Origin of the sequence: Salicibibacter cibarius (genome assembly GCF_016495725.1) — a bacterium.
Classification (GTDB): Bacteria; Bacillota; Bacilli; order Bacillales; family Marinococcaceae; genus Salicibibacter; species Salicibibacter cibarius.
Map to the genome: position 1 here is coordinate 2,872,923 of NZ_CP054705.1, position 25,198 is coordinate 2,898,120.

Consider the following 25,198-nt stretch of genomic DNA (forward strand, 5'->3'; position numbering starts at 1 on the left):
CCCTCTAAAAAAGACATCCCTTGTACGTTGAGTGTTTTATTTGTTATTTAAATGACCTTCCTCATTTCCTCTTTAAACTTACAATACCGAGGATATGTATTTTAAAGTGAAAGAAGGACATATGCATGATAGGCTAAAGATGATACTGAACTTCATAATGCTAAACAGTTATACTGGATATATCGCAATTATCTATATTATCATAATTTTATGAATTAATAATATTGGCAAGTTACTTGACCATTCGGATCAATCAAATAATGTTGTGTGGAATAGATGGCCTCCGGATCTTCCTCGATGACGGCCGCAAATGATTCTTGTGCAAATGTTTCTATGTCTTCTTGTTCTTACCCGGTGAGAAAATGCCAACTGTCAAAATCAGCGTTGTAATTCTCTCCATAAGACTGTAATTGTTCGGGATCATCAAAGTCCGGATCAACGGTGAACGACACGATGAGAATCTCCAATCCTTGTTCTTGAAGATCCACTTGTAAACTCGCCATATTCGGCGTCATCATATTGCACACCGTTGGACAACGTGTAAATACCATATTGGCAACCCAATAGGTCCCTTTTAACTCTTCGTTCGTGATCGTTTCCTCATCTTGCTTCATAAAGGAAAAGTCATTCACGTATAACTCTGATTCCGATAAATCGGTGCCATCATCGGCTGCCCCTGATCCGTATAACCAACCGCAACTTTCATCTATGATCTTCCTCCTGATCAAAGAAATCATTTTCCATCCGGCCCTATTCCATCGATTCCAACTGTTGCAGCATTTGCTCGTGATTCATAGCACCCAGGGAAACATTGTGTATTCTTCCATTGGAATCAATCATAAATGTTGTCGGATATGCAATAACCTGATAGGTATCCATGATATCAGCTTCTTCATCCATCGGCACCGGGAACGTTAATTCAAGTTCATCTATAAAGTCTGCAACCTCTCCCACATTACTTTCCGTATCTGTCATATTCACAGCCAATATGACAACATCCTCTTCATCATAAAGTTTTTGCATATCAGGCATTTCCGCCCGACACGGCGGACACCAGGTTGCCCAGAAATTAAGCATCACGCGTTCTCCATGATAATCGGATAATTGCACCGTTTCCCCCTCCAATGTGGTCACCTCAAAATCGGGAGGGATATCCCCTGCTTCCAATCCGACTTCATCATCTGATTCATCAATGTCTTCCACCCCCGCCGGTGGTGAAGAATCATCACCATTATTTGAAACAACGACATCTTCATCTGCTGAATCATCCGATGACATTACAAAATCAAAGATGGCCCAGCCAAGCGCTCCGATCACAATGACAATGAGAATGCCTTTTTTCATTGATAAGCCCTCCTCTAGTTACCCAAGTTTTGACATCCACGTATCATCGATCAAATCAAGCAAAAATGTGGAAATAGCCGGCATCAAACCTAAGAATAGAACCAGACCCATAATAACCATAAGCGCTCCGCCAACCTTCATAATCACCCCGCTGTGCCGCACAATCCATGTCGTTGACCCGAGGAAAAACGTTAAAATAATGAAAGGCAGTGCAAAGCCAATGACATAAAACATTGTGTAGAATACGCCCTGTCCCGGATTGGATGCCGCAAGGAGCAAAATAGATCCAAAAATCGGCCCGATACAAGGTGTCCACCCGGCAGCAAAGCCCAAGCCGACGAAAAATGTCCCCATAAATCCGACCGGCTTTTTCTTATAGCTTAAACGTTTTTCCTTCATCAGCGTCGGGATCGTAATCCATCCGGCAACAAACAACCCCATGAATATAATAAATATCCCGGCAATGCGTTGGATAAGCAAACCGGTATCACCGATTAATAAATTTTGCACCCATTGCCCCAAAAAGGAGGCACCGGCACCCAGGCCGATAAAGACCAGCGATACCCCCAGCAAGAAGAACAATGAATGGCTTAGTAGCTGACGGCGAATTTTCGTATCATGATCCCCTTGTAGTTCTTTGACACTAATGCCGGTAATGTAGGACATGTAGGCAGGAAAGATCGGCAATACACAAGGAGATAAGAAGGACAACGCACCTGCACCGAGCGCTAACATCATACCGACTACCAGCATTGTTTCTGCTTCTATGGCACCCACTATGCATCCCTCTTTCTTTTGCTAACAAACACGATTAATAAGCACCCAATGAAAAACAAACCGATAAACCATGGCTCAATGATATAACCAAAGACGGTTGCAAATGGTTGAACAAACGTTAACACCAGCATCCCTGCCGTCCAGCCGACTAATATCGTCATAAGCAGTCGAGGCATCGGTAAACGCCCACGCGCAGAAACGAACACGACCAACAATGTGGCCAATACAATCAAATATCCTAGAGAATATGAATGATTTCCCAAGACCAGTTGCATAAATTCATAGAAAAATGAGGCTACCAGAAATACATGTACAAACACTTCAACAAACGCGAGCACATCCAAATTTTTATAGACAGATTTATAAACAACGATAATTGCAGTGAACAGCGTTGCCAGATAGAATGCGCCGGAATTCCCGGGATAAGCGAGCACAGCCATTGGATCCTGTATGAATAAAGATGGATTCAACAAAATTTTCCCAACCCAGACAAAGATAACAAAATTAAGCAGTTGTGACGTCAACGCCTCTATATGCCTTTTCTTTTCTGCCTTTGGCCAGTCACTTAATGGATAAAAGGAAATCAACCCAACAGCAAAACATGCAATAATGATACCGATAGATACGATCGCGCTGGTAATTACCATGAAGTGCTTCCTCCATTTCCTTTCATCTTAAGCAACATTTATATCATCCAGGACGGGACATACTGTCCTAAATACATCGCGATTGTCTCAAAATAACCCGTAAAAAGAAGAATACCCAAGATAATCATAATAACGCCACTCCCTTTTTGAATGGCCGGTAAAAAACGATTGATGGAGCCAAGCTTCTGGAAAGATTGCGCATAAAGGAGCGAAATCCCTATAAATGGGACCCCCAGTCCCATTGAATAAGCAAAAAGCATCGTCGATCCGGTAAACATTGTCCCGGATGTGCCAGCAAGAGTGAGAATGGAACCGAGTGTGATGCCAATGCAAGGGCTCCATCCAGCCGCAAATACAAGACCAAACAGCACCGATCCGGAAAAGCCCGTAGCTTTTTTCGGAGTCTTTGCTACTCGTTTTTCGGTAAATAAGGCTCGAATGGAAATGAACCCTGTCATTTGTAATCCAAATACTGTGATGATGATGCCGCCAACTTGCATAATGGCGCTACCGTACTGATTAAACCAAGACCCAAGCAAGGTTGAGGATAATCCCAGCAACAAGAAAATAATCGTAAAACCAAGTATAAAGCCAATACTTCGGGAAAAAATCAATCTTCGATCCGCATTGATCGCCCCCGATGAGACATTGGCGCCGGTCAATTGAGCTAAATAAGCCGGGAGCAATGGAAAAATACATGGGGAAAAGAACGATATAAGACCTGCCATAAAAGCAATGCCAAGCGATGCGTCATCCATATAACGAGACCCCCTTTTACAACGCTTGCGTGGCCTTCAGTCACGCTTCACTTTCTTTACGTTTGCTGATGAATGAAATAATCATATAGATAATCACGCCTCCTAATAAGGGTTTGGCCATCCAGAGACAAATATTAAAAAGAAGATGGAAATAAGAAGGAACGTTATGCACGGCGGATACAATCCCTGACATACACAAAAAATGCAAGCCGACAGCAATGATAATCACAGCAATCCACCAATCCCTTCTACTCATTCTTCTCCCTCCTTTGCTTCCGGAAACCGCAGCACAAATGCCGTCCCTTTTCCAGGCTCACTTTCTACTTGAATGCTTCCATATTGAAGTTCCGTTAATTGTTTTGCGATGGCAAGTCCTAAACCTGTTCCTCCAAAATCCCGAGCTCTGGACTTTTCACCACGATAGAAACGTTCGAAAATGTAGGGAAGATCTTCAGTCGCGATCCCGCTTCCCGTATCCGTAATCTTCACTTCTATATCCTCATTTTTCAAAGATACTTCAATCCAAACATGGCCGTTCTCCGAGTAATTCACCGCGTTTTGCAGCAAATTTGTGAAGATCTGTTCCAGGCGGAAACTGTCTGCTGCAATGAGCGGAAGGTTTTCTTCTATATCTTCGCTCAAGGATATGTTCTTTTGCTTTGCTTCGGCAGCCACCTTTGTTTTGGTACGATTGATGACATCCTCGATATGGACGAGTTCAAGGTTTAAGGGAAAATGCCCTTCTTCCATTCGGGATAATTCAAATAAATCATGGATCATGCGATTCATGCGATGTGCTTCTTCATGAATAATATCGATAAACTGTTGTTTTTCCATCTCATCCTGATAAAGCTCTTTTTTTAGTGCATCACAATATCCCTGGATATAGGAAAGTGGCGTCCGTAATTCATGGGACACGTTCGAAAAAAAAGCTTGGCGATTATTTCGGTATCTTTTTAGTTCGCGTGCCAACTCATTCGTAGAATGGGAGAGGGAACCCAACTCATCTCTTGTTTCTACAGGTACTTCCACGTCCAGCTCGCCCCTCGTCATTTGCTGTGCCGCTCTTTCCATCTCCTGAAGAGGATTGGAAAATTGTCTGGAGGCGATAAACGTAAAACCAAAAGCAAGAAGAAGGGCACCAATTCCTGATAGAAACAACGCCTGTTGTATTTGAACGGTCGACTGATCCATGCGATCTGAAGGGGAAAAGATAAAGACCTCCCCTATATCATTACCTTGCACCTGTTCTCCAGCATAAATATATTCTTGCTGATCATTTGGATCTGTAAATGTTCCTACGTCATGTTCCGGGGGATGAAAACCACTGATGCCGCAATCTTCTACAACATTTCCACTCGGATCAGTGATCATTATCTTTCGAGGTGTCTCATGATCCAACGATTGAATAAGGGGTTCTATGTCAGAGTCATCAACCACAGCAAGAATGGTTGCATAATGAGAAGCCATTTCTTCCGTATCTTCGTACAAATGGACGTCATTATAGTTGGTAAAAATCTGGATCATCACATAACCTAACGGAAGCAGGACAATAAGGAACAAAATCATAATTGACCCGCCAAGCTTATAAAAAATCCTATTCATCGGCTATTTCCCTTCCGTTGTATTAAATGTGTACCCCACTCCCCACACGGTCTTTATTGGGTTAAATGACAGACCTGCCTTTTTTAACTTCGTTCGGATATTTTTAATATGGGTATCAATCGTTCGAGGATCTTGCCATTCACTCTCGATTGACCAAATCTGCTCGATGACGTTCTCCCTTGTATACACCCGTTCGGGATGGTTAGCCATCAAATATAAGATCTCGAATTCCTTTGCAGTAAAGTCGACGGCTTGTCCCGCCACTTTTACGCCGTAGCGATCCGGTTGAATAAATAATGCGCCGGCTGTGATCTCTGTCTGCCCTTCGTTTACCGGGCTAAATTTACGTCTGAGCAATGCTTTCACACGTGCGACGAGTTCCTCCGGTGCAAATGGTTTGACGAGATAATCATCCGCCCCAAGATCCAGCCCTTTGACCCTATCTTCCACTTCTGTTTTCGCTGTGAGTATCAAAATGCCTACAGGGGACCCTGCGATACGCAGACGTTTACAAACTTCCCAGCCATCGGTCCGCGGCATCATAATATCCAAAATGATAGCATCGTAGCTTTGATTGATTGCCATTTGTATCGCTTCCATCCCGGAACTTGCTTCATCAAGTTCATAGCCTTCCTCTGTTAAATAAAGTCCGATCAACTGTCGCATTTTTCGCTCGTCATCTACAATGAGTATACGTTCGGCCACTTTGGCTCCTCCCATGATTGATCTATTTTCAGTCTAACGAGTAAATATGTGATTTATGTGAAGACTGTATGCTAAAAGTTTGATCATTCTTTGAAGCATACGATTTATCATTAGGGATTGCTGAACAACTTGCAAATATCAGCTGAAGCCGGGATGCCGCTTCCATGGCTTCGCTTTTTCGCGGACGAACGGTCAAGCCTCCTCGCGCAAAACCGGCGCCGCGGGATCTTGACGCATCCGTTTTTCCGCTGGCGTCTCGCCATTGCAGCGTCATCCCTCCGTATGTTTCCAGAAGTGCAAGGGCTTTCTGCTTTAAGGATAGATTTCCTTGCATCCAGTTTTGACAACATCACGGAAAATGCTTATGTGCCAATTTTTTTCCGTTATTCAGCAGTCCTTATCATTAGAAAGCCCTCGTTGCACTTATGTAGGTAAGAAAGTTGGTTTATACTTTCTTACCTACTAAAAAGAAACCCTGAAGACGGTAGAATGCCGCCTTAGGGTCAACAAAATGATGTAGCCCATCATCACGCTACCTTTTTACATAGCGGTGACAATCTTCCGCATAACCTTGAAAGTCTGGACACCATCCATCGTACATTCATTGCCACAAGCCTCACAGATATCCATGCATAATTCCCAGCTTTAATTAGCAAAAATTAAAATTGAGCTTGAGACTCTTTATTACCTTTACGGGACCACATAACAACTGGAATGAGCATCAACGATAAAATTCCTCCAACAAATGACATGGTTTCAAAACTTGAACCGGCGACAACCATTCCCGACAAGGCGCCACCGGTTGTTCCTGCTAAGGCCATAAAAACATCCACTGTTCCTTGTGTTTTAGCACGTGTGGATGCTTCTGTTGAATCAACAATGAGAGCTGTACCACTGATCAACCCAAAATTCCATCCGATTCCAAGTAAAGCAAGCGCAACGATCATATAGAATAGAGAACCTCCAGGCGCGATGGCTGCTATGACGCCCGAAAGGAGTAGTGTAACTCCGGAAGCAATCGCCATGGCAGGGCGACCAACTTTATCAACAAGCATTCCCGTAATGAGTGACGGAAGGTACATGGCACCTACGTGAATGCCAATAACAATTCCGATCGCGTTTAAACTGTGGCCATGATGTTCCATATGGATAGGTGTCATTGTCATAATCGCAAGCATGACAAGTTGGGCAAGCACCATAATGATCGCACCAACGGTTATTCCTTTTTTATTTATGTGATTTATCTCTAGTGCCTCGTCAGGTTCCGTATTTTGCTTATTCGCATTTATTTTTAACGCTATAATGAATGGATCCGGACGTAAAAAAACAAATAACATGAGTCCTGCTAAAATAAACGCTGCTGCGGCCAAAATAAATGGCCCGGCGAGTTCCGGAATACCAATAGAGAGAGCGAAGTCCCCCATAACTTCTACTAAGTTCGGACCTGCAACAGCACCAAATGTCGTGGCCACCATCGCTATACTTACAGCAGTCCCCCGTTGCTTGGTTGTTGCCAAATCTGTGCCTGCATATCGGGCTTGTAAATTGGTTGCCGTTCCTGCACCATATATGAGTAAGGAAGCAAATAATAAGAAAACGTTACTTATAATCGCTGCCAACACAACGCCTACGGCTCCAAGCCCGCCTGTTATAAAGCCTGTGGCAAGACCCATGCGCCTTCCAAAACGATTGGAAAGTCTTCCTACGGCTAACGCAGCGCCTGCTGAGCCCAACGTAAACAAAGCAGCGGGGAGCCCTGCAAGTGCATTTGTGCCAAGCATTTCTTCTGCAAGCAAAGCGCCAACGGTTATTCCTGCAGCTAATCCTGCCCCACCAAACATTTGCGAAATCACGACAATGATCAATGTACGTTTATATAGTTGTTTTTGTTTTTCCGGATGCTCGATATATTCTTGTGCTACATCACTTATGTCATTAGTCATCGTGAACAAAACACCTTCTTCCTACTTTCTCCACTTAATGTAAATGCTCCTGAAACTCATTCCAATCTTGAACGGTGTTTTCTAAACGATAAGCATGAATGCCCTGACTCCTTAAAAACTCTACAGCCTCTACCGATAGCAAACAGTATGGCCCTCGACAGTAGGCGACAACATCGCTGTTTGTCGGTAAAGAAGAAAGTTTTTCCCTTAGTTCTTCAACAGGCATGGAAACAGCACCCGGAATATGAGCATTTTCATATTCTTCTTTCGGCCTGACATCCAACAATAAAACTTCACCCTTTTCCATACGGTCGTTAAGTTCTGAAAGCGAAACCCCGTCCATGCCCATATTGGCATTTAAAAACGTCTGTTTAATTTGTTGCACCTGTGCAAATTGCTTTTCTGACAAGGTGTGCAGGGAATTGATAAAGTCGGAAATGATATCATCTGCCAGTTCATAAATCACATAATTGCCTTCCTTCCGAAACTTGACCATTCTGGCATTGTTAAGCGTTTGTAAATGTTGGGATACGTTCGCCACAGACATCGTCGTTGCTTTTGATAATGCTTCCACCGACTTGGGACCTTGAGATAAAAGGTCAAGGACCTCCAGACGCTTTGGACTGGAAAGACTTTTCCCTATTCTTGCAAACTCTTGATACAATACATTTTTTAAATGTCTTTCATTTTCCATTTAAAATCACCTATTCAATTGATTTATTGAATGTTTGAATTATAATCCTAACTAATTTTTTTGTCAAAAGCTTGAACTGTATCGATCCGTAGTCCAATCGCTGTTTTCACATCTTTCGTTTACCTTCATCCTCATTCCATTATGATTATTGTACGATGTTGGAATGCTAACATATGTCAAAAGAAACGACTGCCTCACGATTAAGCAGCCGAATCAAATGTATGCGGAGAACATATTAATCGCTTTACCTAGGTATTTTCCTTCCTAAATGTTTTTGGCATTAGCACAGCCACTACTTCCCCAGTAACAACGAGATTGTCCGTTGCAAATACCTCCGTGTAGACTTTATACTTTTTTGGATGGATTTCTTCGACTGTTCCAATTGCTTTTAATGGTTCTCCTATCGGAGTTGGATGTTTGTAATCGACGTTTAGAGAACTTGTCACGAATCTCGGCGGATGAATCCCGTCACCGATTTCATTTCCATTCTTGCGGTGCAAATACAAAGATGCTGACCCAGTTCCATGACAATCAATTAACGACGCTAGCAAACCACCGTAAACAAAGTCCGGGATACCTCCTGTATGCTCGGGACGTGGCGTATAAATTGTTACCGTATTTTCACCGCTCCAGCCTGTCCGGAGACGGTAACCGCTTTCATTTAATCGACCACACCCATAACAGCAAGCAAAATCATCAGGGTAATCATCTTGAATCGCTTTCATTGCTTTTTCCTCCATTTTAACATCTCCCTCAAAATTTCATGGATATCAGGTAAAAGCTTCCGCCATGGACAAGTAGATCCCTAGTGCAAGGTGGCTTAATTAACCAATCACGGAGACAGTTGGAAGAAGTCAGGGCGCCAACGCTTCTGGCTCCCTAACGGACAATTTTACCGCGTCATGGCGACCGAAAAAGCGGTCGGTTCTCGTGCTCGGGCGCCGTAACCGTTTTATGACGACCGTAATGGCCTGAATCGAAAGCGTTCGGGCGTCATAGCCACTTCATGGTGACCGAAAAGACTTGTATCAAAGATATTCGGTCGGCATGGCTGCCTCATGGCGACCGGGGAATCCTGCTTCGCAAGAAGACATCCGGTCATTGATCTGAACTCGGTCTGTGGCGGTTTAATCCAATCGAGCACTAACCCCAGTTTGAAGCTCTAGTCCAGACTTCCAGTAGTCGGTGTGATCGCTTATTTCCAACAAGCTGCACTAGTTTTTTCGGAATTTCCCGATAAGATTGTATCCTTTTTCAGTTCTTTCAACACTATTACTTCTCTCCTGAGCAAACGAAAACCATGGCACTTTGCGATCCCCATCGATCTCCCATTGAGTATGAAGGGAAATTGATACCTTCACAATTCTTTACATAGAAAAAGGACCTTAAAAAATCATTCAGCAAGTCACTATTCCTCAGCTCCACCTTTATTATCATAGGATTTATTTTATTCAATTTTAAAGTATTTGAACATTACTTACAATTGTCATTATGTGTATTTTCATCAAAATTATTTCTCCCCGCCCTCCAAAAGTTCCTGCACCACTTCATAAGAACGTCAAAAAGAATTTAAGATTAATTGACAAAATGTGTAGGTTGTTGTTTCTATCGACTATTATTTATACATTATAGATAGACGACCTTTGAACGTCCCGCGGCGGATTGATTAAATGGCGAACAACCATCCTAGCACTCCTGATCTCATCCCACGATTCTACGCGATCATCCACACTTTGACGATCTGCCGTCAAGATTGATTTCCACAATGCCTTATTTTCAGCTGTTTAGCATTAAATTAAATTCTGTAATGCCTTTGGTCTATAATTGATTATCCATTATTTATTGGGGGAGGAACCATTTGGAACTTGATCCGGTTTTGATCAGCAGATTGTTAACGGGCTTAACTCTCGGCTTCCATATTATATTTGCAACCATTGGTGTAGGCGTCCCATTATTCATTTCCATCGCTGAATTTGTGGGCATTAAAAAGAAAGACCCAACGTATACACTTATGGCCAAGCGTTGGACGCGAGGATTTATCATTATAATAGCGATCGGGGTTGTGACGGGAACGGCAATTGGATTGCAGCTATCACTTGTGTGGCCAAATTTTATGCAAGTGGCCGGCAATGTTATTGCACTACCGCTGTTCTTGGAAGTATTCGCTTTCTTCTTTGAAGCGATTTTCATAGGCATGTATTTGTACACGTGGGGTAGATTTAAGAACCCTTATCTTCACTGGTTGCTTTCGCTGCCCATCGTGATAGGCGCTGGAATGTCCGCTGTGTTTATTACCACTGTGAATGGGTTCATGAATCAACCGGATGGCTTTGCTCTGGACGGGGGACAATTTGCAGCGGTAAGCCCTATGGGAGCGATGTTGAACGCTGCCACCCCTTCCAAAGTATTCCATGTTCTCTCTTCCGCTTATTTAACAGGTGCCGCCCTTTTGGCAGCCATTGCCGCCTTTGTGATACTCAAAAAGAAAGCATCCGACGCTCAAAAAAATATGACAGCTGCTTACCATAAAAAAGCTTTAAAAATGTTAATGCCTATTATTCTCGTCTTAGGTGCGGTGAACGTTCTTTCCGGAGACATTTCCGCCAAGTATTTGGCAGAAGATCAACCTGAAAAGCTTGCCGCGGCCGAATGGCACTTTGAAACGGAAGAAAACGCCGATTTAATCCTATTTGGATGGTTGGATGACAATCAAGATGTTCAAGGAGAAATACGTATTCCCAGCTTTTTAAGCTTCCTTGGATTTGGTGATTTCGATGCGGAAGTGACAGGCCTGGAGGAATTTTCGGAGGCAGAAACGCCGCCGCTTATCGTTCATTATTTGTTTGATCTGATGGTCATGATCGGTTTCCTATTGCCAGCTGTAGGGATTTTGTATGTCAGTTTCTATTTCCTGAAGAAGCGTAATGAGCATAACCGCTGGATACTCCGACTGATTGTGCTAGGCGGGCCTTTAGCATTCCTTGCCATTGAATTGGGATGGTTCTTTGCTGAACTGGGCAGACAGCCTTGGATGATTCGCGGGTTTATGACTGTGGAAGAAGCCGCCACTTCTTCGCCCTACATCGGTCTGATTTTTTTGCTGTTCCTCGCGCTTTACATTGTTCTTGGAACGTTATGTATCGTCGTTTTACGCAGGCTGTTCCGCAACAACCCTGCAGAACTTGAATTGGAAAAGCAAGAATTGGGTTAGGCGCGTTGATTATTTATCCAATAAAAAAGAAGCTTAAACAAATATGACGCTTCGTGAAGCCCTATTAAAGATGAAAACGATGTAAAACATCCCGTGTTTTATTATGTGTGGACTAGTTTAGCGTTTCAGCTACCATTATGAATCCCCAACCCCGAGCCTGAGGACTCATTTGGCTGATGAACATCACTTTGAGTCCGCAGATCTGCTGCCTGAGGACTCATTTTATACTAAGCATTGGTTTCTCGTTTCATACCAAAAGGTATTTCTATCATTGGAAACTTCCGATAGATAACATTTGCACTAAGGCGCATTGGATTGCTACGTGATCGAACATAGGCCACCTATGTGAGGGTATTTTAAGGTAAATCAACGCGCCTGGAATTGGGTGATGCATCATGAGTTATGAACTGATTGGCATAACTATATTATGGCTTTTTCTATATGGCTATTTGATTGTAGCTTCCATTGATTTTGGCGCCGGTTTCTTTGCATATTGGTCGAAATTAACAAAAAAGGACCATATTATAAACCAATTAATAGCCAGATACTTGTCGCCCGTATGGGAAATCACGAACGTATTTTTTGTGTTCTTTTTCGTCGGCATCGTGGGCTTTTTCCCCGATACCGCTTATTATTACGGAAGTGCGCTCCTTATTCCGGCGAGCATAGCTATCATCTTAATTGCTATACGTGGATCCTTCTACGCTTTTGAAAACTATGGATCGAAAGACAGCATCGTCTATTTGTTCCTCTACGGCGTATCAGGATTATTGATTCCGGCCTCCCTCTCAGTGGCACTAACCCTATCAGAGGGCGGGTTTATTGTAGAAGAAAACGGACAGGTTTCACTTGAATACTTGACGTTGTTCACTAGTCCATTATCGTGGAGCATTGTTGCGCTTGCTATCGTATCTGTCCTATTTATTAGCGCCACGTTCTTAACGTTTTATGCTTCTCGGGCAAATGACAAGCCGGCTTTAAAATTATTACGGACGTACGCTTTGTTTTGGAGCACACCAATGATAATAGCGGCTTTAACGACATTTATTTTTCTCAGCCAACACAATGAAAGACATTTCCAGAACATGATGGACTTATGGTGGATGCTTGGACTTTCCGTTGGATTTTTCTTGCTATCGCTCTGGCTCCTTTATTCCGGGAAAAATTATGGGCTTGCGTTTATTAGCGTTATGTTGCAATTCTTTTTTGCTTTCTTTGCATACGGGATCGGTCACTACCCGTATATCCTGGATCCATATATTACGATCCAGGGCGGGGCCACGCATGAATCGATGGGACTTGCACTAGTCATTGCCTTCATTGCAGGTTTATTCATGCTCATTCCTTCTCTCGCCCTCGTATTTAAACTGTTTCTTTTCGACGCAGACTATGTGAAGGGGAAAAAGTAGAGAAATGAACCTTTTAAAGATAAGTCTATCGCAACAAAAAGCAAGCATGGCACTTTTGGTTGGGTTCGCTTTTTTATTGGGAACGTCTATTATTAGTCAAGGCGCCATCATTGCTACCGTTATTGATGGCGTTTTCCTTCAAGACCAAGCTTTTGCTACGATTGTTCCACTCTTGCTTTTTTTACTTGGGATCATCTTCGTCCGTGCATCCATCATTTATGCAAGTGGACGAACGGGAATAAAAATGGCTGCTCAAACAAAGCATCATTTCAGAAAACGTTTATTGCAAAAGATGGCACATTCGTCTCTTCATACATCTTTAGAACGACAATCGGGCGGAAAAATCAGCATTCTCATGGATGCCGTAGACGCCGTTGATAATTACTTTAGCCAGTATATCCCCCGCCTGCTGCAAACCGCAGCTGTGCCTTTGATGATCCTCATTGTTGTCTTTACCCAACACGTAAATGCCGGATTGATTATGATGGTTACCGCGCCGTTCATTCCCCTGTTTATGGTATTGGTCGGTCTTCAAACCAAGAAAAAATCTGAAGAACAGTTAACACAATTAGAAGCCTTTTCCGGTACTTTTCTTGAGTCTTTACAAGGTTTGGTAACATTAAAATTGTTTGGCCGTTCCAAACAACAAAAAGACCGAATAGAAGAGAGCAGTATCGGTTTTAAACATGCGACCATGGCTATTTTAAAAGTCGCTTTTACAAATGCTTTTATGCTGGAAATTATTATGATGCTAGGCATTGGCCTTATCGCCCTCGAGATCGCGCTACAACTCATCATATTTGAAAGCCTTTCGTTTTTTACTGCCTTTTTTATTTTATTGCTCGTTCCCGATTTTTATCTGTCACTGAGAGATCTTGGAACGGCCTTTCATAATGGGCGCGCAAGTATGGGCGCGGCAAAAAAAGTGGAAAACGAACTGGAAAATACAGAAGACAACATTCAATGGGGACACAAGGAATTTCCGGATGAAAAATTCCCTCCTCCCATTGAGCTTTCTCATGTCAGTTTTCACTATCATTCGGAAGATTTCGCGCTTAATGACGTTTCGGCAAAGATTCTCCCGTATGAGCATGCGGCTATTGTCGGAAAAAGTGGGTCAGGTAAAACAACGTTATTGAACATTGTTGCAGGATTAATAAAGCCGGTGGAAGGTGCCATTACCATTGATGGCCATAGCCTGTTTGAGTACCGGGAGTCGAACTGGCATCAACACATCAGCTATATTACCCAACATCCCTATATTTTCTCCGGGAGTATTGGCGAAAATATCGCGATTGGCCTTAATGGTCAAGTATCACGGGATGAAGTGATCCATGCAGCACGACAATCCGGCATTTCAGAGATGATCGAAGAGCTAAATGATGGGTATGAGACGATTGTCGGCGAAGGGGGACGCGGGCTGTCCGGCGGAGAGAAACAACGCCTTGCACTGGCACGTGCGTTTCTGAAGAAACCTTCGATTATACTGTTTGATGAACCAACAGTGGGGCTCGATTTGCAAACAGAAGCCATATTGCAATCTTCCATCCAAAAACTCGGGACAAACGCCACGCTTGTAACAGTTGCCCATCGGCTGTATACGATACAAGATGCCGATCGCATTTTATTATTGGAAAACGGTAAACTCATGGCCACAGGCACGCACGACACATTGATGAGCCAATCCTCAACATATGCCGGGATGATTAATGCTCAATTGGGGGTTGAGTGATGAAGGAACTTTCAACGGTCACAAAAGCTATGATTCATGAAAAAAAAGATGTTTTTCTATCCATCATCGCGGGCTTTATCACCGGGACCGCGGGAGTGGGCCTTTTTGCCGCCAGTGGCTATCTAATATCACAAGCAGCATTGGAACCGCCTTTATACGCGTTAATCATCCTTACATCAACGGTGAAATTGCTTGGGCTCGTTCGTGCATTAAGCCGCTACGCTGAAAGGTATTATTCTCATCGGGCAACATTTTCTATTCTCCGCCGGTTAAGGGTTACCTTTTATGAAAAGTTGGAACCTTTTGCACCCGCCATTTTTCAAGAATATCAGAGTGGAGATTTGCTCGCGCGCATCGTAGGAGATGTTGAGCGATTACAGAATTATTTTTTGCGTGTCTTTTACCCACCCATTGTATTGATTATGGTCTTTCTTATGACTATTTTGTTCGTTATGTATTTTTCCGTGCTTATTGCTTTTGTTTTTGTCCTTGGTTTCCTTTTGACAACGTTTGTCATCCCTGCATGGTTTACGGTCCGCCAAAAGCAGATTCAGAACAATGTAGGCGAAAAGCGTGCAACGTTATCGACGAATGCAACGGAGTTTTTATATGGCTTCAGAGATTTGAAAGTCTATCAACAAATGGATGGAAAAGCGAAGGAATTATTGGGTGCCTCCAGTGACTTAATCCAAGAACAAAAAGAAGAGGGCCGTTATTTAATCGGAAACCAAGCGGTCAATACATTTTTGGCATTGGCCATTTCGGTGCTCGTGCTTGGTATCGGTGCTTATTTAGTGTCGGAAAGACACATGGACGGTGTTTTTTTAGCCATGCTTGTCATGCTTGCCATTACTGTTTTTGAGGAGGCTGTGCCAATGGCTTCTTTCCCTTCCCATTTGCGGGAAAGCAAACGGGCAGCAGGCAGATTGTCTCATACGCTACAAAGTGACTCTTTTAACATTGAACAGCGACAATTTGAATTATCGCGGGAGAAGCCGTTACACATTGATGTAAACAATGTCGATGTTCAATTTCAAAATGAACATCGCCCAGCCATCAAAGATGTGAACGTTACCATCCCTACAGGTTCCAAAACAGCCATTGTCGGCGCAAGTGGTTCAGGGAAATCCATACTCATGGCTCTGCTGTTAAAACTCGTAAGTGCTAGGCAAGGGGACGTATTATTAAACGGGAGAAGTGTGAACGAACTCACAGAAGAAAGCATTTGGGAAGCCATAAATGTGGTCATGCAGGAGAATCACTTCTTTTATGGATCTGTTCAAGATAATCTTTTATTAACGAATCAAGCACACACCATGTCAAGCATTAGATCCGCACTACAAAAAGTTAACCTTGATCACCTTGCTTTGGATGATCACATATATGAACGTGGAGAGAATCTCTCCGATGGAGAAAAACAAAGGCTTGCAATGGCCCGGGTACTGTTAAAAGATGGACGAACCTGGGTTTTGGATGAACCTACGTCTTCATTGGATGCCGTAACAGAAAAAAAGATCTTTGCGCATTTGTGGCAACAAGCCAAAGACGACACCATTATATTAATCACCCATCGCCTAACAGGCCTGGAAAACATGGATCAAATCATTGTGATGGATGAAGGAAACGTCATTGAAAAAGGAACGTATGAACAGCTTATGGCCATGAAGGGGCATTTTTATGACATGAAACAGCTTGAGAGACAAGTCCTTTCAGTCCTTTAGGGTTTTCTCAACAAAGGCCCATTGGACACCCTCCCAAAAACGGCAGCGCGATTCGTGTCCCTCTGAGAGTGGGGTACTCGCCTTTTGGGGGACGACAACAGGTTTGTCGTCCCTCTGGACGTCGTCTCCTTCTGCTTGGGGGAAGACGTTTCACGTTCTTTTTCAACCGTCAGCCCGATTAGAGATCATTTGAACGTGTCTCACGTGTTTTCGGGCACATGGCACCTCTCGAAGGTTAAATAATCCATTCAGGGGTGCCATGAACGGGTTATGGCACCTCTAAAAGCAAAAATGTTCTAATCCGAGGTGCCATGAGTGAGTCATGTGGAATAACCGGAAGGTAAAATCATCAAGTGTGAGGAAATTCAGCCATAATGACTAGTAACCATCCTCTTTTTTTGATGTTCCCCTTGGATGTGACCGGATAATTCGACCATCCTGCACTAGTCCTCGTAATCGACAATTGCTCCGAGCTTTTCAAGGGCTTCGGAAACAACTTCTTTGGGTGCTGATTCAACAAAACGATACCCTCTTGCTTTTAAATCCAATGACCTTAGTTGATCGGTCTTAATTTTCCCTGTAGTTTGCATCCCTCCGGGAAGGCCAACGTTGAAAACCCAATCGCTTGATGTCTTCGATATCGAACAACCGATTGCAAGCGTTGAAACTTCGTTATAGTGTTTGTTGGATAAAATAATAAATGGTCGATGTCCTGCCTGTTCGTGTCCTTTTGTCGGATTCACGTTAACCACAATGATGTCGCCTTGCTTTAACATTTATAGAAGTTCATCTCCCACAAAGTCAAATTCATCAAGTTCAGGTTGTTGTTGGTTTTTTGCAATAGCTGCCAGTTCCTTGATGTCGTATTTCTTTCGTTCCACTTTTGCAGGCTCAACGATCAATCTGCGATTTTGATAATCTACAGTGACATCCAAAACGGTGTTTGCATCGATCCCTAAACCCTCTTTCCATGCAGATCGAAACGTTAACGCATCACTATTACCTTGCTTTTTTAAAGTGGTTTGCACGATTATTCCTCCCCTATGAGATTTGCTATTTGAACTCATTGTATCATCACTCCCTTCAAAATGTATATACCTTTGTACTTACATTTATATTATTTATGTATATACAATATGAAAAGCATCCCCAAAAGATGACGGCGATATACCACATTGTCACTTGGTGAAGACAGGTGGTCGCATCATGTCTTACAGCGATCGAAGCGATACAGATTAATTGAATGAATATTATGATCTGACTAAAAAAATATACCGCACCGATGTGCTCCCTCCATATGAGCACAGCTTTAATCGCTGATGGAGTTAAGCAACCCTGACAAAGCAGCTGAAATGCTGCTAAAGTGATTGATTGGTTCAGACAAAATAAGAAAGACAATATTTCCCATGTTCAGCATATCGCAGGCAGTCCAGAGTTAGGCTTCTTCCTGCCAAATACAGAGGGTGTTGAAATACATGAAACGGTTCAACCGTTAGAAAACGAAAATGTTATTGTGAAAAATTTCCCAAACAGCTTTTTGCAGACGGATTTGGAAAGCAAGTTGAGAGCATCGATGCCACAGTCAGAGCGTTGATCTAGGTTTTGAAACGACACTTATCGAAGATGCATGCGTAACAAGGGAGTTATCTTATCAAGAGAAGACAGTTCCGGCAGAACAGGTTCATTCTGCGTGTGTGAGTGCCGTTAACGGCATGTATGCCACTGTCATTTTGACCGAGGATTTCTTGGCGAACGAATAATTCAGTCGTAAAGGGAGGTTGTTGATAAACAATCTCCCTTTTATACGATCTCTATCATTTCTTGATAACGACCTGAATCACATGGCCTAAACCCGAATGTCTTTTTCCTTCATTCCGCATCGCTTCGCCGTAATAAAAATGAATACATTTGTTATTTTTAATCCAACTCAGGATTTCTGCCGGATCATATAACATGTCAAGGGAGGGCGGGCCACCTGTTTGATACTTAAGCTGATCCTTAGAGTAAACTTCAAAAATGACATACCCACCAGGTTTCACTGAATCGATCATGCTTTCCATCAGGAATGGTTGGTCTTTTTTTGGAACGTGTCCAAATACCATAATGGCCGCATCAAATTGATGATTATTCACTTTCTCTTGCGTTAAATCAACCTGAACGGTTTTTACATCAACGTTACTTTCACTTGCTAACGTTTCCGTTTTCTCAAGGCCAAACGTTGATTGATCATAAGTCGTCACGTCATGACCCAATTTGGCTAGATAAACCGCATTCCGGCCCTCGCCTTCAGCAAAACAACCAACTTTTGAATGATCCGGAATGATACTACTTTTATCGTGTATAAATGCATTTTCACTTTTGCCATAAACGTAATCTTTATCTGAAAAACTGTTATCCCAATGTTCTTTTGACATTATTATTTCTCCTTAAAGGACATCCATCCAGATTTTAATGGCAGTTCCAAGTATCAGAATAGCTAACATTCCCTGCAGTATTTTCGTATTCACACGCTTACCGGCATTGACTCCCAATGGCGACGCTATAAGACTGGCTATAATCATAATAATAGCAGAAATAAAGAGTATTTGTCCTGTCAGAATCTTTCCGGCTGTCGTACCAATCGACGAAATAAAGGTGATGGCGAGTGACGAAGCGATGGTCATCCGTGTCGGGATTTTCAATACAATCAGCATGATTGGGACTAATATGAAGGCACCAGCTGCCCCGACAATTCCGGCACCAATACCGGTAAGCAAAGCCAGAATTGTTGCCACCCACTTATTGAAATCGACCTGATCGAACGTTATAGCATCACTACCCTTTTTCGGGACAAACATCATGACAGCAGCAATCGTTGCCAGCAAACCGTAAACAAGATTGACCCCGCCTTCTATCATAAACTGAGAACCATATCCACCGATAAAACTTCCGATTAATATACTGACACCCATATATAGAATTAAAGACTTGTTCAAATATCCGCCTTTACGGTATGCCCACACGCCACCAATTGTTGCGAAAAGCACTTGAACCGCACTTATTCCGGAAACTTCATGTGCTGAAAAAGCTGACAAACCCAATAAAGGCGGAATATATAACAGCATTGGATACTTGGTAATCGATCCGCCAATTCCTACCATTCCGGAAATAAATGAACCGATAAATCCTATCAGAAATAGAACAATGATAAAAATAAGGCTGTATTCCATACAATCTTTCCCTCCTTAAAAGAAGGGAACCCCAGTAGCTGAGGTCTCCATTACGCTTTTTTTATCCAAAATTTCAGGACGTCATCTTCTTTTGCTTCATCAACCAATTCGTGACCTCCGGATTTTGCCCATGCGGTTAAATCGCTTTTAGCACCTTTATCTGTTGCATGAACTTCCAGAATTTCATCTGAGTCAATTTCCTCGATTGCCTTTTTCGTTTTAACTACCGGCATTGGGCACGCCATCCCTTTGGCATCTAATACTTTTACTGCTTCCATTATAAGTCCCTCCATATTTACCCCAGCTCCAGAATCCTATCCGTGCACTGCACAGCGGTTTGGTCCAATTTCCATTTCGCGTTGTTTTTCTTCCTCCGGATTCATCTTGCCCATATTGATTTGACGAATATTATCGTGTTCATTTGGCTGCGGTGGTAGATTCTCGGTGACCATCTTCCGAAAGACCTGTTCATCTTCCACCTGCAAGCCCTCATTGCGTCGATATAAATCACCAAGTCGCGCTGCAACACTGCCTTTTTCGCTCATTTCATCGATAGACGAATAATGGGCAGGCAATACAATCAAATCATCAGACAGTTCTTTATAACGGCTGTACAAGGTATCGCGCAAATCGCCAACCCAATCTTCCGCCTTACCGGCAAGATCGGGACGACCGATAGATTTAACGAACAGAATATCACCCGTCAGAAAATATTGATCATCAATAATTAGAGACGTGCTCCCTATGGTATGTCCCGGTGAATAAATCGGGTGCACGTTTACAGTTGTATTGCCGACTGTTAGATCACTGCCTTCTTCTAATGATGCATAGTCAAATTTGACCTCGCGAGCGTCTTTAGGTGGAAGGTGATAGGTTCCACCTGTATGGTTAGCAAGCTGGCGGCCACCAGAAATATGGTCAGCATGGAGATGTGTATCGATCGTATGCTTAATGGTGACACCTTTTTCTTCAGCAAACCGTTCATAAATATTCGTCATCCGGTTGGCGTCGATAACCGTTGCTTCATTTTCGGAAACAACCATATACGATAGACAACCCTTGCCAAGACGGACAAATTGATAAAGACTTCCACCGTAATTCAAGTCAGCTATTTTGACCGGCTCCAAATGCTCACTCCAAGCTTTCATACCGCCGTCCAAGTCTTGAACATTCGTAAAGCCTTCTTCTTCCATCATTTTAGCTACCATCTTGGATGATCGGCCTTTTGCGCAAACAACAATTATTTCCTGATCTTTATTCAATTTCTCCGCGACGGGATCGATTCCGTCCAGCAGATTGACGTAAGGTTCGTTAATGACCTCGACGCTGTCTCCTTCAATCTTCCAATCATCAAAGTCATCTGTATTCCGAACATCTAAAACAAGAGTTTCCTCAAGATTAACCACACGTCTTGCAAGTTCCTTCGGCGTTATACTTTGTGACATTCTCCATAGCCCCCTTTTGTCATTTAAAATGTCAGTGAGATATCGGCATCTTTGGCAAATTCAATGAACGATGCCGCTCCGCCAACTTCAATGCCATCAACAAAATCGTCTTTTTCCAAATTCATGACGTCCATTGTCATTTGACAGCCAATCATTTTCACATCCATTTCTTGAGCCATTTCTAATAAATCACTAATAGACGGAACATTTGCTTTCTGGAAACCTTCTTGGAAGTGTTCCTTCCCTTCCGGCAACGGCAGAGTCTTGTGGGCTTCCTTATGAATCAGGTTCAACCCTTCAAATGTGAAGAAAATGCCTACCTCTTTATCAGATGCCGCGGCAGCTGTCGCAATATTAAACACTTTGTATGCGTCAAACTTACCGCCATTTGCTGCAATAATCGCTACCCGTGAGTGGTTACCTTCCATTAATTGTTCCTCCCGTCCACATTTAATACACATACCAGTATGGGTATATGAGAAGTCAAAAAAATAAAGATTTGACTGTAAACACTACAATATACCCCTGGTGGTATATTGTCAAGTGAAATTCACTCGTTTATCTACTCTTAACAAGTAAATTTCCCGCTTCATTAATGACATCTACCGCGCTTTCTCCATTAGCCCGCTCCTCCCATAGGTATATAATATAATCAATCTTTTTGTTTTTCCCTCGTATTTATCTTTGTAGTACTATGGAATCTGTTTCAACGTCAAAAAGAAATTAAGATTAATTAGGGTTTTAATGCCCTCATCGGATGATGTTGTTTAATCTCTTGTATGGACAGGTGTAAACTATAATTCCCATGTTCGAGAAGTTGATCAAGAAAAAGATTCAATTGATTTTGGGACCCAACTTTAGCTTTTAAATGATAACAGCCTTCCCCGGAAACCGATGAGCTTCAACGACCGCTTGATGATCTTGAATGAAACGAATAAAAGTATCATGATTAGCCGTTTTCATATGAACGACGACAAACGCCGTGAAAGAAAAACCAAGTTTCATTTCATCGATGACGAGAGAGTAGGCTTGAATAATACCATTATCCTCCATTTTTTTAATACGGTTCCCTACTGCTTGTCCGGTCATATGAATCTGCTCTCCTATATCTCTCCATTGAATACGTGAATTTTCGGTTAATAACCGAAGAATTTGAACGTTTATTTGATCGATGTTCATAATAAAATCCTTTCGCCGTGAAATTCTTTGATACGAAAGTGTTTCATCAAAGGATCGATAAAAATTTAAAAATCCATTATCATTTTTATTGTAATCCATTCTTTAATGAGGTGAAAACAATGAGCACAGCTTTAATCGTTGTCGATATCCAAAATGACTATTTTCCAAATGGAAAGATGGAGTTAAGCAACCCTGACAAAGCAGCTGAAAATGCTGCTAAAGTAATTGATTGGTTCAGACAAAATAACAAAGACAATATTTTTCATGTTCAGCATATCGCAGCCAGTCCGGAGTTAGGCTTCTTTCTTCCAAATACAGAAGGTGCCGAAATATATGAAACGGTTCAACCGTTAGAAAACGAAGATGTTACCGTAAAAAACTTCCCTAACAGCTTTTTGCAGACGGATTTGGAAAGCAAGTTGAGAGAAAAAGGGGTAACCAAGGCCGTCGTTGTAGGCATGATGACGCATATGTGTATCGATGCCACCGTTAGAGCTGCCGTTGATCTAGGTTTTGAAACGACACTTATTGAAGATGCATGTGCAACAAGAGAGTTATCTTATCAAGAAAGGACAGTTCCAGCAGAACAAGTTCATAGCGCGTTTGTCAGTGCGGTCGACGGCATGTATGCCACTGTCATTTCGACCGAAGATTTCTTGACGAACGAATAAGTGAATAACAAATGGGAGGTTGTTAAAAAACAAGCTCCCTTTTAATATGATCACTATCATTTGTTCATCTTCCGCTATCTACTTTTAACTAGTAAATTTACCGCTTCATTAATGACATCTTCCGCGCTTTCTCCATTAGCCTGCTCCTCACGTATACATTGCTCCAGGTTCTTGCTCACAATGAGTGCCGAGGTACGGTCCAGGGCGTTTTTAGCTGCAGACAATTGAGTAACAACATCTCGGCAATCTTTTTCTTCTTCCATCATTTTTAGTACCCCTCTAATCTGCCCCTCTAACCGTTTCACTCGATTTTTCACTTGTTCATCATATTCCATAATAAAATTTCTCCTTTTTCATGATAACCGTATAATATACCCCTGTGCGTATATAGTCAATCTTCCGGCGCACGATAAGGAACCTTTATTTCCGTTATTTTGGTGGTTGATGATCTTCTCCCCACTGGCACATTTCCTGAATAATAGGCCAGAGTGTTTGCCCTTTGTCAGTAAGGCTATATTCAACTTTGGGAGGAATTTGCGGATATTCCTCACGATGAATAATACCATTGTTCATCATTTCTTTTAGTGAAGCGCTCAGTGTTTTATAAGTTATGTTGCCTAACATACGCTGGAGTTCATTATAGCGTACCGCACCATTTTTTGATAGATGATAAATAATTAGCAGCTTCCACTTCCCGCTTATTAAGGAAAGTGTGTATCCGAAAGCAGGTCCTTGGCTGTCAGCAGCATTACCATTAGTTGTTTTCATGTTTACACTATCCCCCAAGATAGTATGCGTCAAAAAAGTGCATACTTGTGAACGGATATGCAATATTTGCGGGGTTGGAACGAATGATTAATTATCTTCAAGCGTTTCATTTCTCTGAAAGTGATTTAGATTATTTGGAGGAGTTAGGCTACCGAACAGACTATATTGATTTTTTAAGAACCGTATATTTTACAGGATCTGTTCGAGCTATGAAAGAGGGGGAGGTTGCATTTGGCGATGCACCAATCCTTCGTATCGAAGCACCGTTAATTGAAGCGCAACTCATCGAAACGGCCTTGTTGAATATCGTAAATTATCAAACCCTTATCGCAACGAAAGCTTCTCGGATAAAACAAGTCGTTGGAGGAGAGCAGCCCGTTTCAGAGCTTGGCACAAGACGAGCACATGAATTCGATGCCGCATTATGGGGGACGAGAGCAACTTATATCGGTGGTTTCTCTAGCACAAGCAATGTTCGAGCAGGGAAACGATTTGACCTGCCAACTTCCGGGACACATGCCCATTCCTATGTTCAAGCGTATCAAAATGAATATATCGCTTTCCATAGGTACGCAAAAAGCCACAGTAATTGTGTTTCCCTAGTGGATACGTATGACACTATAAAATCAGGTGTTCCTACAGCAATCAAAGTTGCCAAAGAACTGGGCAACAACATTAATTTTGAAGGTATTCGGATAGACAGCGGGGACTTGGCCTATCTTTCCAAAGAAGCGAGGAAATTATTAGATCAGGCAGGATTTTTTGACACGAAAATTTATGCTTCGAATGATCTCGATGAATATACCATTATGAACTTAAGGGCACAAGGAGCAAAAATCGATGCATGGGGAGTTGGCACAAAAGCAATAACCGCCTTTGATCAACCGGCTTTAGGTTCTGTGTACAAACTGGTTTCCATTGAAGATGAAAACGGACAGTTGCGTGATACGATTAAACTTTCTGCAAGCCCTGAGAAAGTCACGACACCAGGGTTGAAAAAGGTATTCCGCATTATAAACAACCATACGAAAAAAGCAGAGGGTGATTATATCGCTTTAGCCAACGAACAACCAGAAAAAGAAGGTAAACTTCATATGTTTCACCCAGTGCATACGCATATTGGAAAGTTCGTCACCCATTTCACAGCCAAAGATTTGCACGAAAATATTATCGACCGTGGCACACTTGCGTATGAATGTCCTCATGTTCAAGAAATTCAATCTTATGCAGAGGAACAACTAAACCTGTTATGGGAAGAATACAAACGTTCCTTAAATCCAGCTGAATATCCTGTGAATTTAAGTCAGGCTTGTTGGGACAACAAAATGAAAAATATAGAGAAAGCAAAAAAACACAGCCAAAAACCAGTACCTTTATAAG

26 protein-coding genes and 2 pseudogenes are annotated in these 25,198 nt (G+C 42.4%); 7 read left to right on the forward strand and 21 right to left on the reverse strand.

Features of this window, described 5'->3' with window-relative positions:
• Positions 1–347: 347 nt before the first annotated feature.
• From HUG15_RS14570 to HUG15_RS14620, 11 genes are all read right to left on the reverse strand, one after another.
• A complete protein-coding gene (locus HUG15_RS14570; RefSeq protein ID WP_200123792.1) occupies positions 348–737 on the reverse strand; it encodes an SCO family protein in 390 nt (129 codons plus the stop codon).
• Between the two features lie 13 nt (positions 738–750).
• The gene (locus HUG15_RS14575; protein WP_200123793.1) at positions 751–1,344 is read right to left on the reverse strand and encodes a redoxin domain-containing protein; all 594 of its coding nucleotides are present in this window, start codon (positions 1,342–1,344) and stop codon (positions 751–753) included.
• Positions 1,345–1,362: 18 nt separating this feature from the next.
• The gene (locus HUG15_RS14580; RefSeq protein ID WP_425504058.1) at positions 1,363–2,097 is read right to left on the reverse strand and encodes a cytochrome c biogenesis CcdA family protein; all 735 of its coding nucleotides are present in this window, start codon (positions 2,095–2,097) and stop codon (positions 1,363–1,365) included.
• Between the two features lie 23 nt (positions 2,098–2,120).
• The gene (locus HUG15_RS14585) at positions 2,121–2,768 is read right to left on the reverse strand and encodes a hypothetical protein (protein WP_200123795.1); all 648 of its coding nucleotides are present in this window, start codon (positions 2,766–2,768) and stop codon (positions 2,121–2,123) included.
• 38 nt (positions 2,769–2,806) lie between these two features.
• On the reverse strand, positions 2,807–3,526 hold the full coding sequence (locus HUG15_RS14590; RefSeq protein WP_200123796.1) for a cytochrome c biogenesis CcdA family protein: 720 nt from the start codon (positions 3,524–3,526) through the stop codon (positions 2,807–2,809).
• Between the two features lie 40 nt (positions 3,527–3,566).
• Positions 3,567–3,782 (reverse strand): hypothetical protein, encoded by a 216-nt coding sequence (locus HUG15_RS14595; protein ID WP_200123797.1) that lies wholly within the window; start codon positions 3,780–3,782, stop codon positions 3,567–3,569.
• Positions 3,779–5,131 carry a sensor histidine kinase gene (locus HUG15_RS14600; protein WP_200123798.1) on the reverse strand — a complete coding sequence of 451 codons (1,353 nt, stop codon included), beginning with the start codon at positions 5,129–5,131 and terminating at the stop codon, positions 3,779–3,781. Before HUG15_RS14600 ends, HUG15_RS14595 begins: the two co-directional genes overlap by 4 nt.
• Before the next feature lie 3 nt (positions 5,132–5,134).
• Positions 5,135–5,836, reverse strand: a complete 702-nt coding sequence (locus HUG15_RS14605) for a response regulator transcription factor (RefSeq protein WP_246516355.1) — start codon at positions 5,834–5,836, stop codon at positions 5,135–5,137.
• A gap of 659 nt (positions 5,837–6,495) precedes the next feature.
• Entirely contained in the window at positions 6,496–7,779 is a 1,284-nt protein-coding gene (locus HUG15_RS14610; protein ID WP_200123800.1) for an MFS transporter, read from the reverse strand.
• A gap of 34 nt (positions 7,780–7,813) precedes the next feature.
• Entirely contained in the window at positions 7,814–8,473 is a 660-nt protein-coding gene (locus HUG15_RS14615) for an ArsR/SmtB family transcription factor (protein ID WP_200123801.1), read from the reverse strand.
• A gap of 248 nt (positions 8,474–8,721) precedes the next feature.
• Positions 8,722–9,213: a PaaI family thioesterase gene (locus HUG15_RS14620; RefSeq protein WP_200123802.1), complete on the reverse strand. Its 492-nt coding sequence runs from the start codon at positions 9,211–9,213 to the stop codon at positions 8,722–8,724.
• Positions 9,214–10,331: 1,118 nt separating this feature from the next.
• On the opposite strand from HUG15_RS14620, the gene HUG15_RS14625 reads away from it, so the two are divergent.
• The 4 genes from HUG15_RS14625 to cydC all read left to right on the forward strand — a co-directional run bounded on the left by HUG15_RS14625 (position 10,332) and on the right by cydC (position 16,546).
• Positions 10,332–11,684, forward strand: coding sequence for a cytochrome ubiquinol oxidase subunit I (locus HUG15_RS14625; RefSeq protein WP_200123803.1), 1,353 nt, complete (start codon positions 10,332–10,334; stop codon positions 11,682–11,684).
• Positions 11,685–12,079: 395 nt separating this feature from the next.
• Positions 12,080–13,093, forward strand: coding sequence for a cytochrome d ubiquinol oxidase subunit II (locus tag HUG15_RS14630; RefSeq protein ID WP_200123804.1), 1,014 nt, complete (start codon positions 12,080–12,082; stop codon positions 13,091–13,093).
• A gap of 4 nt (positions 13,094–13,097) precedes the next feature.
• Positions 13,098–14,825, forward strand: a complete 1,728-nt coding sequence (gene cydD, locus HUG15_RS14635) for a thiol reductant ABC exporter subunit CydD (RefSeq protein WP_200123805.1) — start codon at positions 13,098–13,100, stop codon at positions 14,823–14,825.
• Positions 14,825–16,546, forward strand: a complete 1,722-nt coding sequence (gene cydC / locus HUG15_RS14640; protein ID WP_200123806.1) for a thiol reductant ABC exporter subunit CydC — start codon at positions 14,825–14,827, stop codon at positions 16,544–16,546. Before cydD ends, cydC begins: the two co-directional genes overlap by 1 nt.
• 443 nt (positions 16,547–16,989) lie before the next feature.
• On the opposite strand, the gene HUG15_RS14645 is transcribed toward cydC, so the two are convergent.
• Both HUG15_RS14645 and HUG15_RS14650 read right to left on the reverse strand, forming a co-directional pair.
• A complete protein-coding gene (locus HUG15_RS14645; protein WP_200123807.1) occupies positions 16,990–17,322 on the reverse strand; it encodes a type II toxin-antitoxin system PemK/MazF family toxin in 333 nt (110 codons plus the stop codon).
• Positions 17,323–17,574 (reverse strand): AbrB/MazE/SpoVT family DNA-binding domain-containing protein, encoded by a 252-nt coding sequence (locus HUG15_RS14650; protein ID WP_200123808.1) that lies wholly within the window; start codon positions 17,572–17,574, stop codon positions 17,323–17,325.
• 335 nt (positions 17,575–17,909) lie between these two features.
• Between HUG15_RS14650 and HUG15_RS23110 the strand changes: the two genes are divergently transcribed.
• Positions 17,910–18,140 carry a cysteine hydrolase family protein gene (locus tag HUG15_RS23110; protein ID WP_246516356.1) on the forward strand — a complete coding sequence of 77 codons (231 nt, stop codon included), beginning with the start codon at positions 17,910–17,912 and terminating at the stop codon, positions 18,138–18,140.
• 220 nt (positions 18,141–18,360) lie between these two features.
• Here the strand turns inward: HUG15_RS23110 and HUG15_RS14660 are convergent, their stop codons facing one another.
• The 6 genes and pseudogenes from HUG15_RS14660 to HUG15_RS14685 all read right to left on the reverse strand — a co-directional run bounded on the left by HUG15_RS14660 (position 18,361) and on the right by HUG15_RS14685 (position 22,379).
• On the reverse strand, positions 18,361–18,960 hold the full coding sequence (locus HUG15_RS14660; RefSeq protein WP_200123809.1) for a class I SAM-dependent methyltransferase: 600 nt from the start codon (positions 18,958–18,960) through the stop codon (positions 18,361–18,363).
• Positions 18,961–18,972: 12 nt separating this feature from the next.
• Complete coding sequence (locus HUG15_RS14665; RefSeq protein ID WP_200123810.1) at positions 18,973–19,755, reverse strand: sulfite exporter TauE/SafE family protein; 783 nt, start codon at positions 19,753–19,755, stop codon at positions 18,973–18,975.
• Positions 19,756–19,805: 50 nt separating this feature from the next.
• Positions 19,806–20,033: a sulfurtransferase TusA family protein gene (locus HUG15_RS14670; protein WP_200123811.1), complete on the reverse strand. Its 228-nt coding sequence runs from the start codon at positions 20,031–20,033 to the stop codon at positions 19,806–19,808.
• A gap of 36 nt (positions 20,034–20,069) precedes the next feature.
• Entirely contained in the window at positions 20,070–21,200 is a 1,131-nt protein-coding gene (locus HUG15_RS14675; protein WP_200123812.1) for an MBL fold metallo-hydrolase, read from the reverse strand.
• A 23-nt stretch (positions 21,201–21,223) separates the two neighbouring features.
• The gene (locus HUG15_RS14680; protein ID WP_200123813.1) at positions 21,224–21,628 is read right to left on the reverse strand and encodes a DsrE/DsrF/DrsH-like family protein; all 405 of its coding nucleotides are present in this window, start codon (positions 21,626–21,628) and stop codon (positions 21,224–21,226) included.
• 305 nt (positions 21,629–21,933) lie between these two features.
• Positions 21,934–22,379: pseudogene (locus HUG15_RS14685) on the reverse strand (Lrp/AsnC family transcriptional regulator).
• 119 nt (positions 22,380–22,498) lie between these two features.
• On the opposite strand from HUG15_RS14685, the gene HUG15_RS14690 reads away from it, so the two are divergent.
• Positions 22,499–23,050, forward strand: a complete 552-nt coding sequence (locus HUG15_RS14690; RefSeq protein WP_200123814.1) for a cysteine hydrolase family protein — start codon at positions 22,499–22,501, stop codon at positions 23,048–23,050.
• 74 nt (positions 23,051–23,124) lie between these two features.
• Here the strand turns inward: HUG15_RS14690 and HUG15_RS14695 are convergent, their stop codons facing one another.
• Positions 23,125–23,385 (reverse strand): metal-sensitive transcriptional regulator, encoded by a 261-nt coding sequence (locus tag HUG15_RS14695; protein ID WP_200123815.1) that lies wholly within the window; start codon positions 23,383–23,385, stop codon positions 23,125–23,127.
• Between the two features lie 94 nt (positions 23,386–23,479).
• Entirely contained in the window at positions 23,480–23,818 is a 339-nt protein-coding gene (locus HUG15_RS14700) for a winged helix-turn-helix transcriptional regulator (RefSeq protein ID WP_200123816.1), read from the reverse strand.
• Positions 23,819–23,868: 50 nt separating this feature from the next.
• Here HUG15_RS14700 and HUG15_RS14705 point away from each other — a divergent pair.
• A pseudogene (locus HUG15_RS14705) lies at positions 23,869–25,197 on the forward strand (nicotinate phosphoribosyltransferase); the annotation flags it as partial.
• Between the last annotated feature and the right edge of the window lies 1 nt (position 25,198).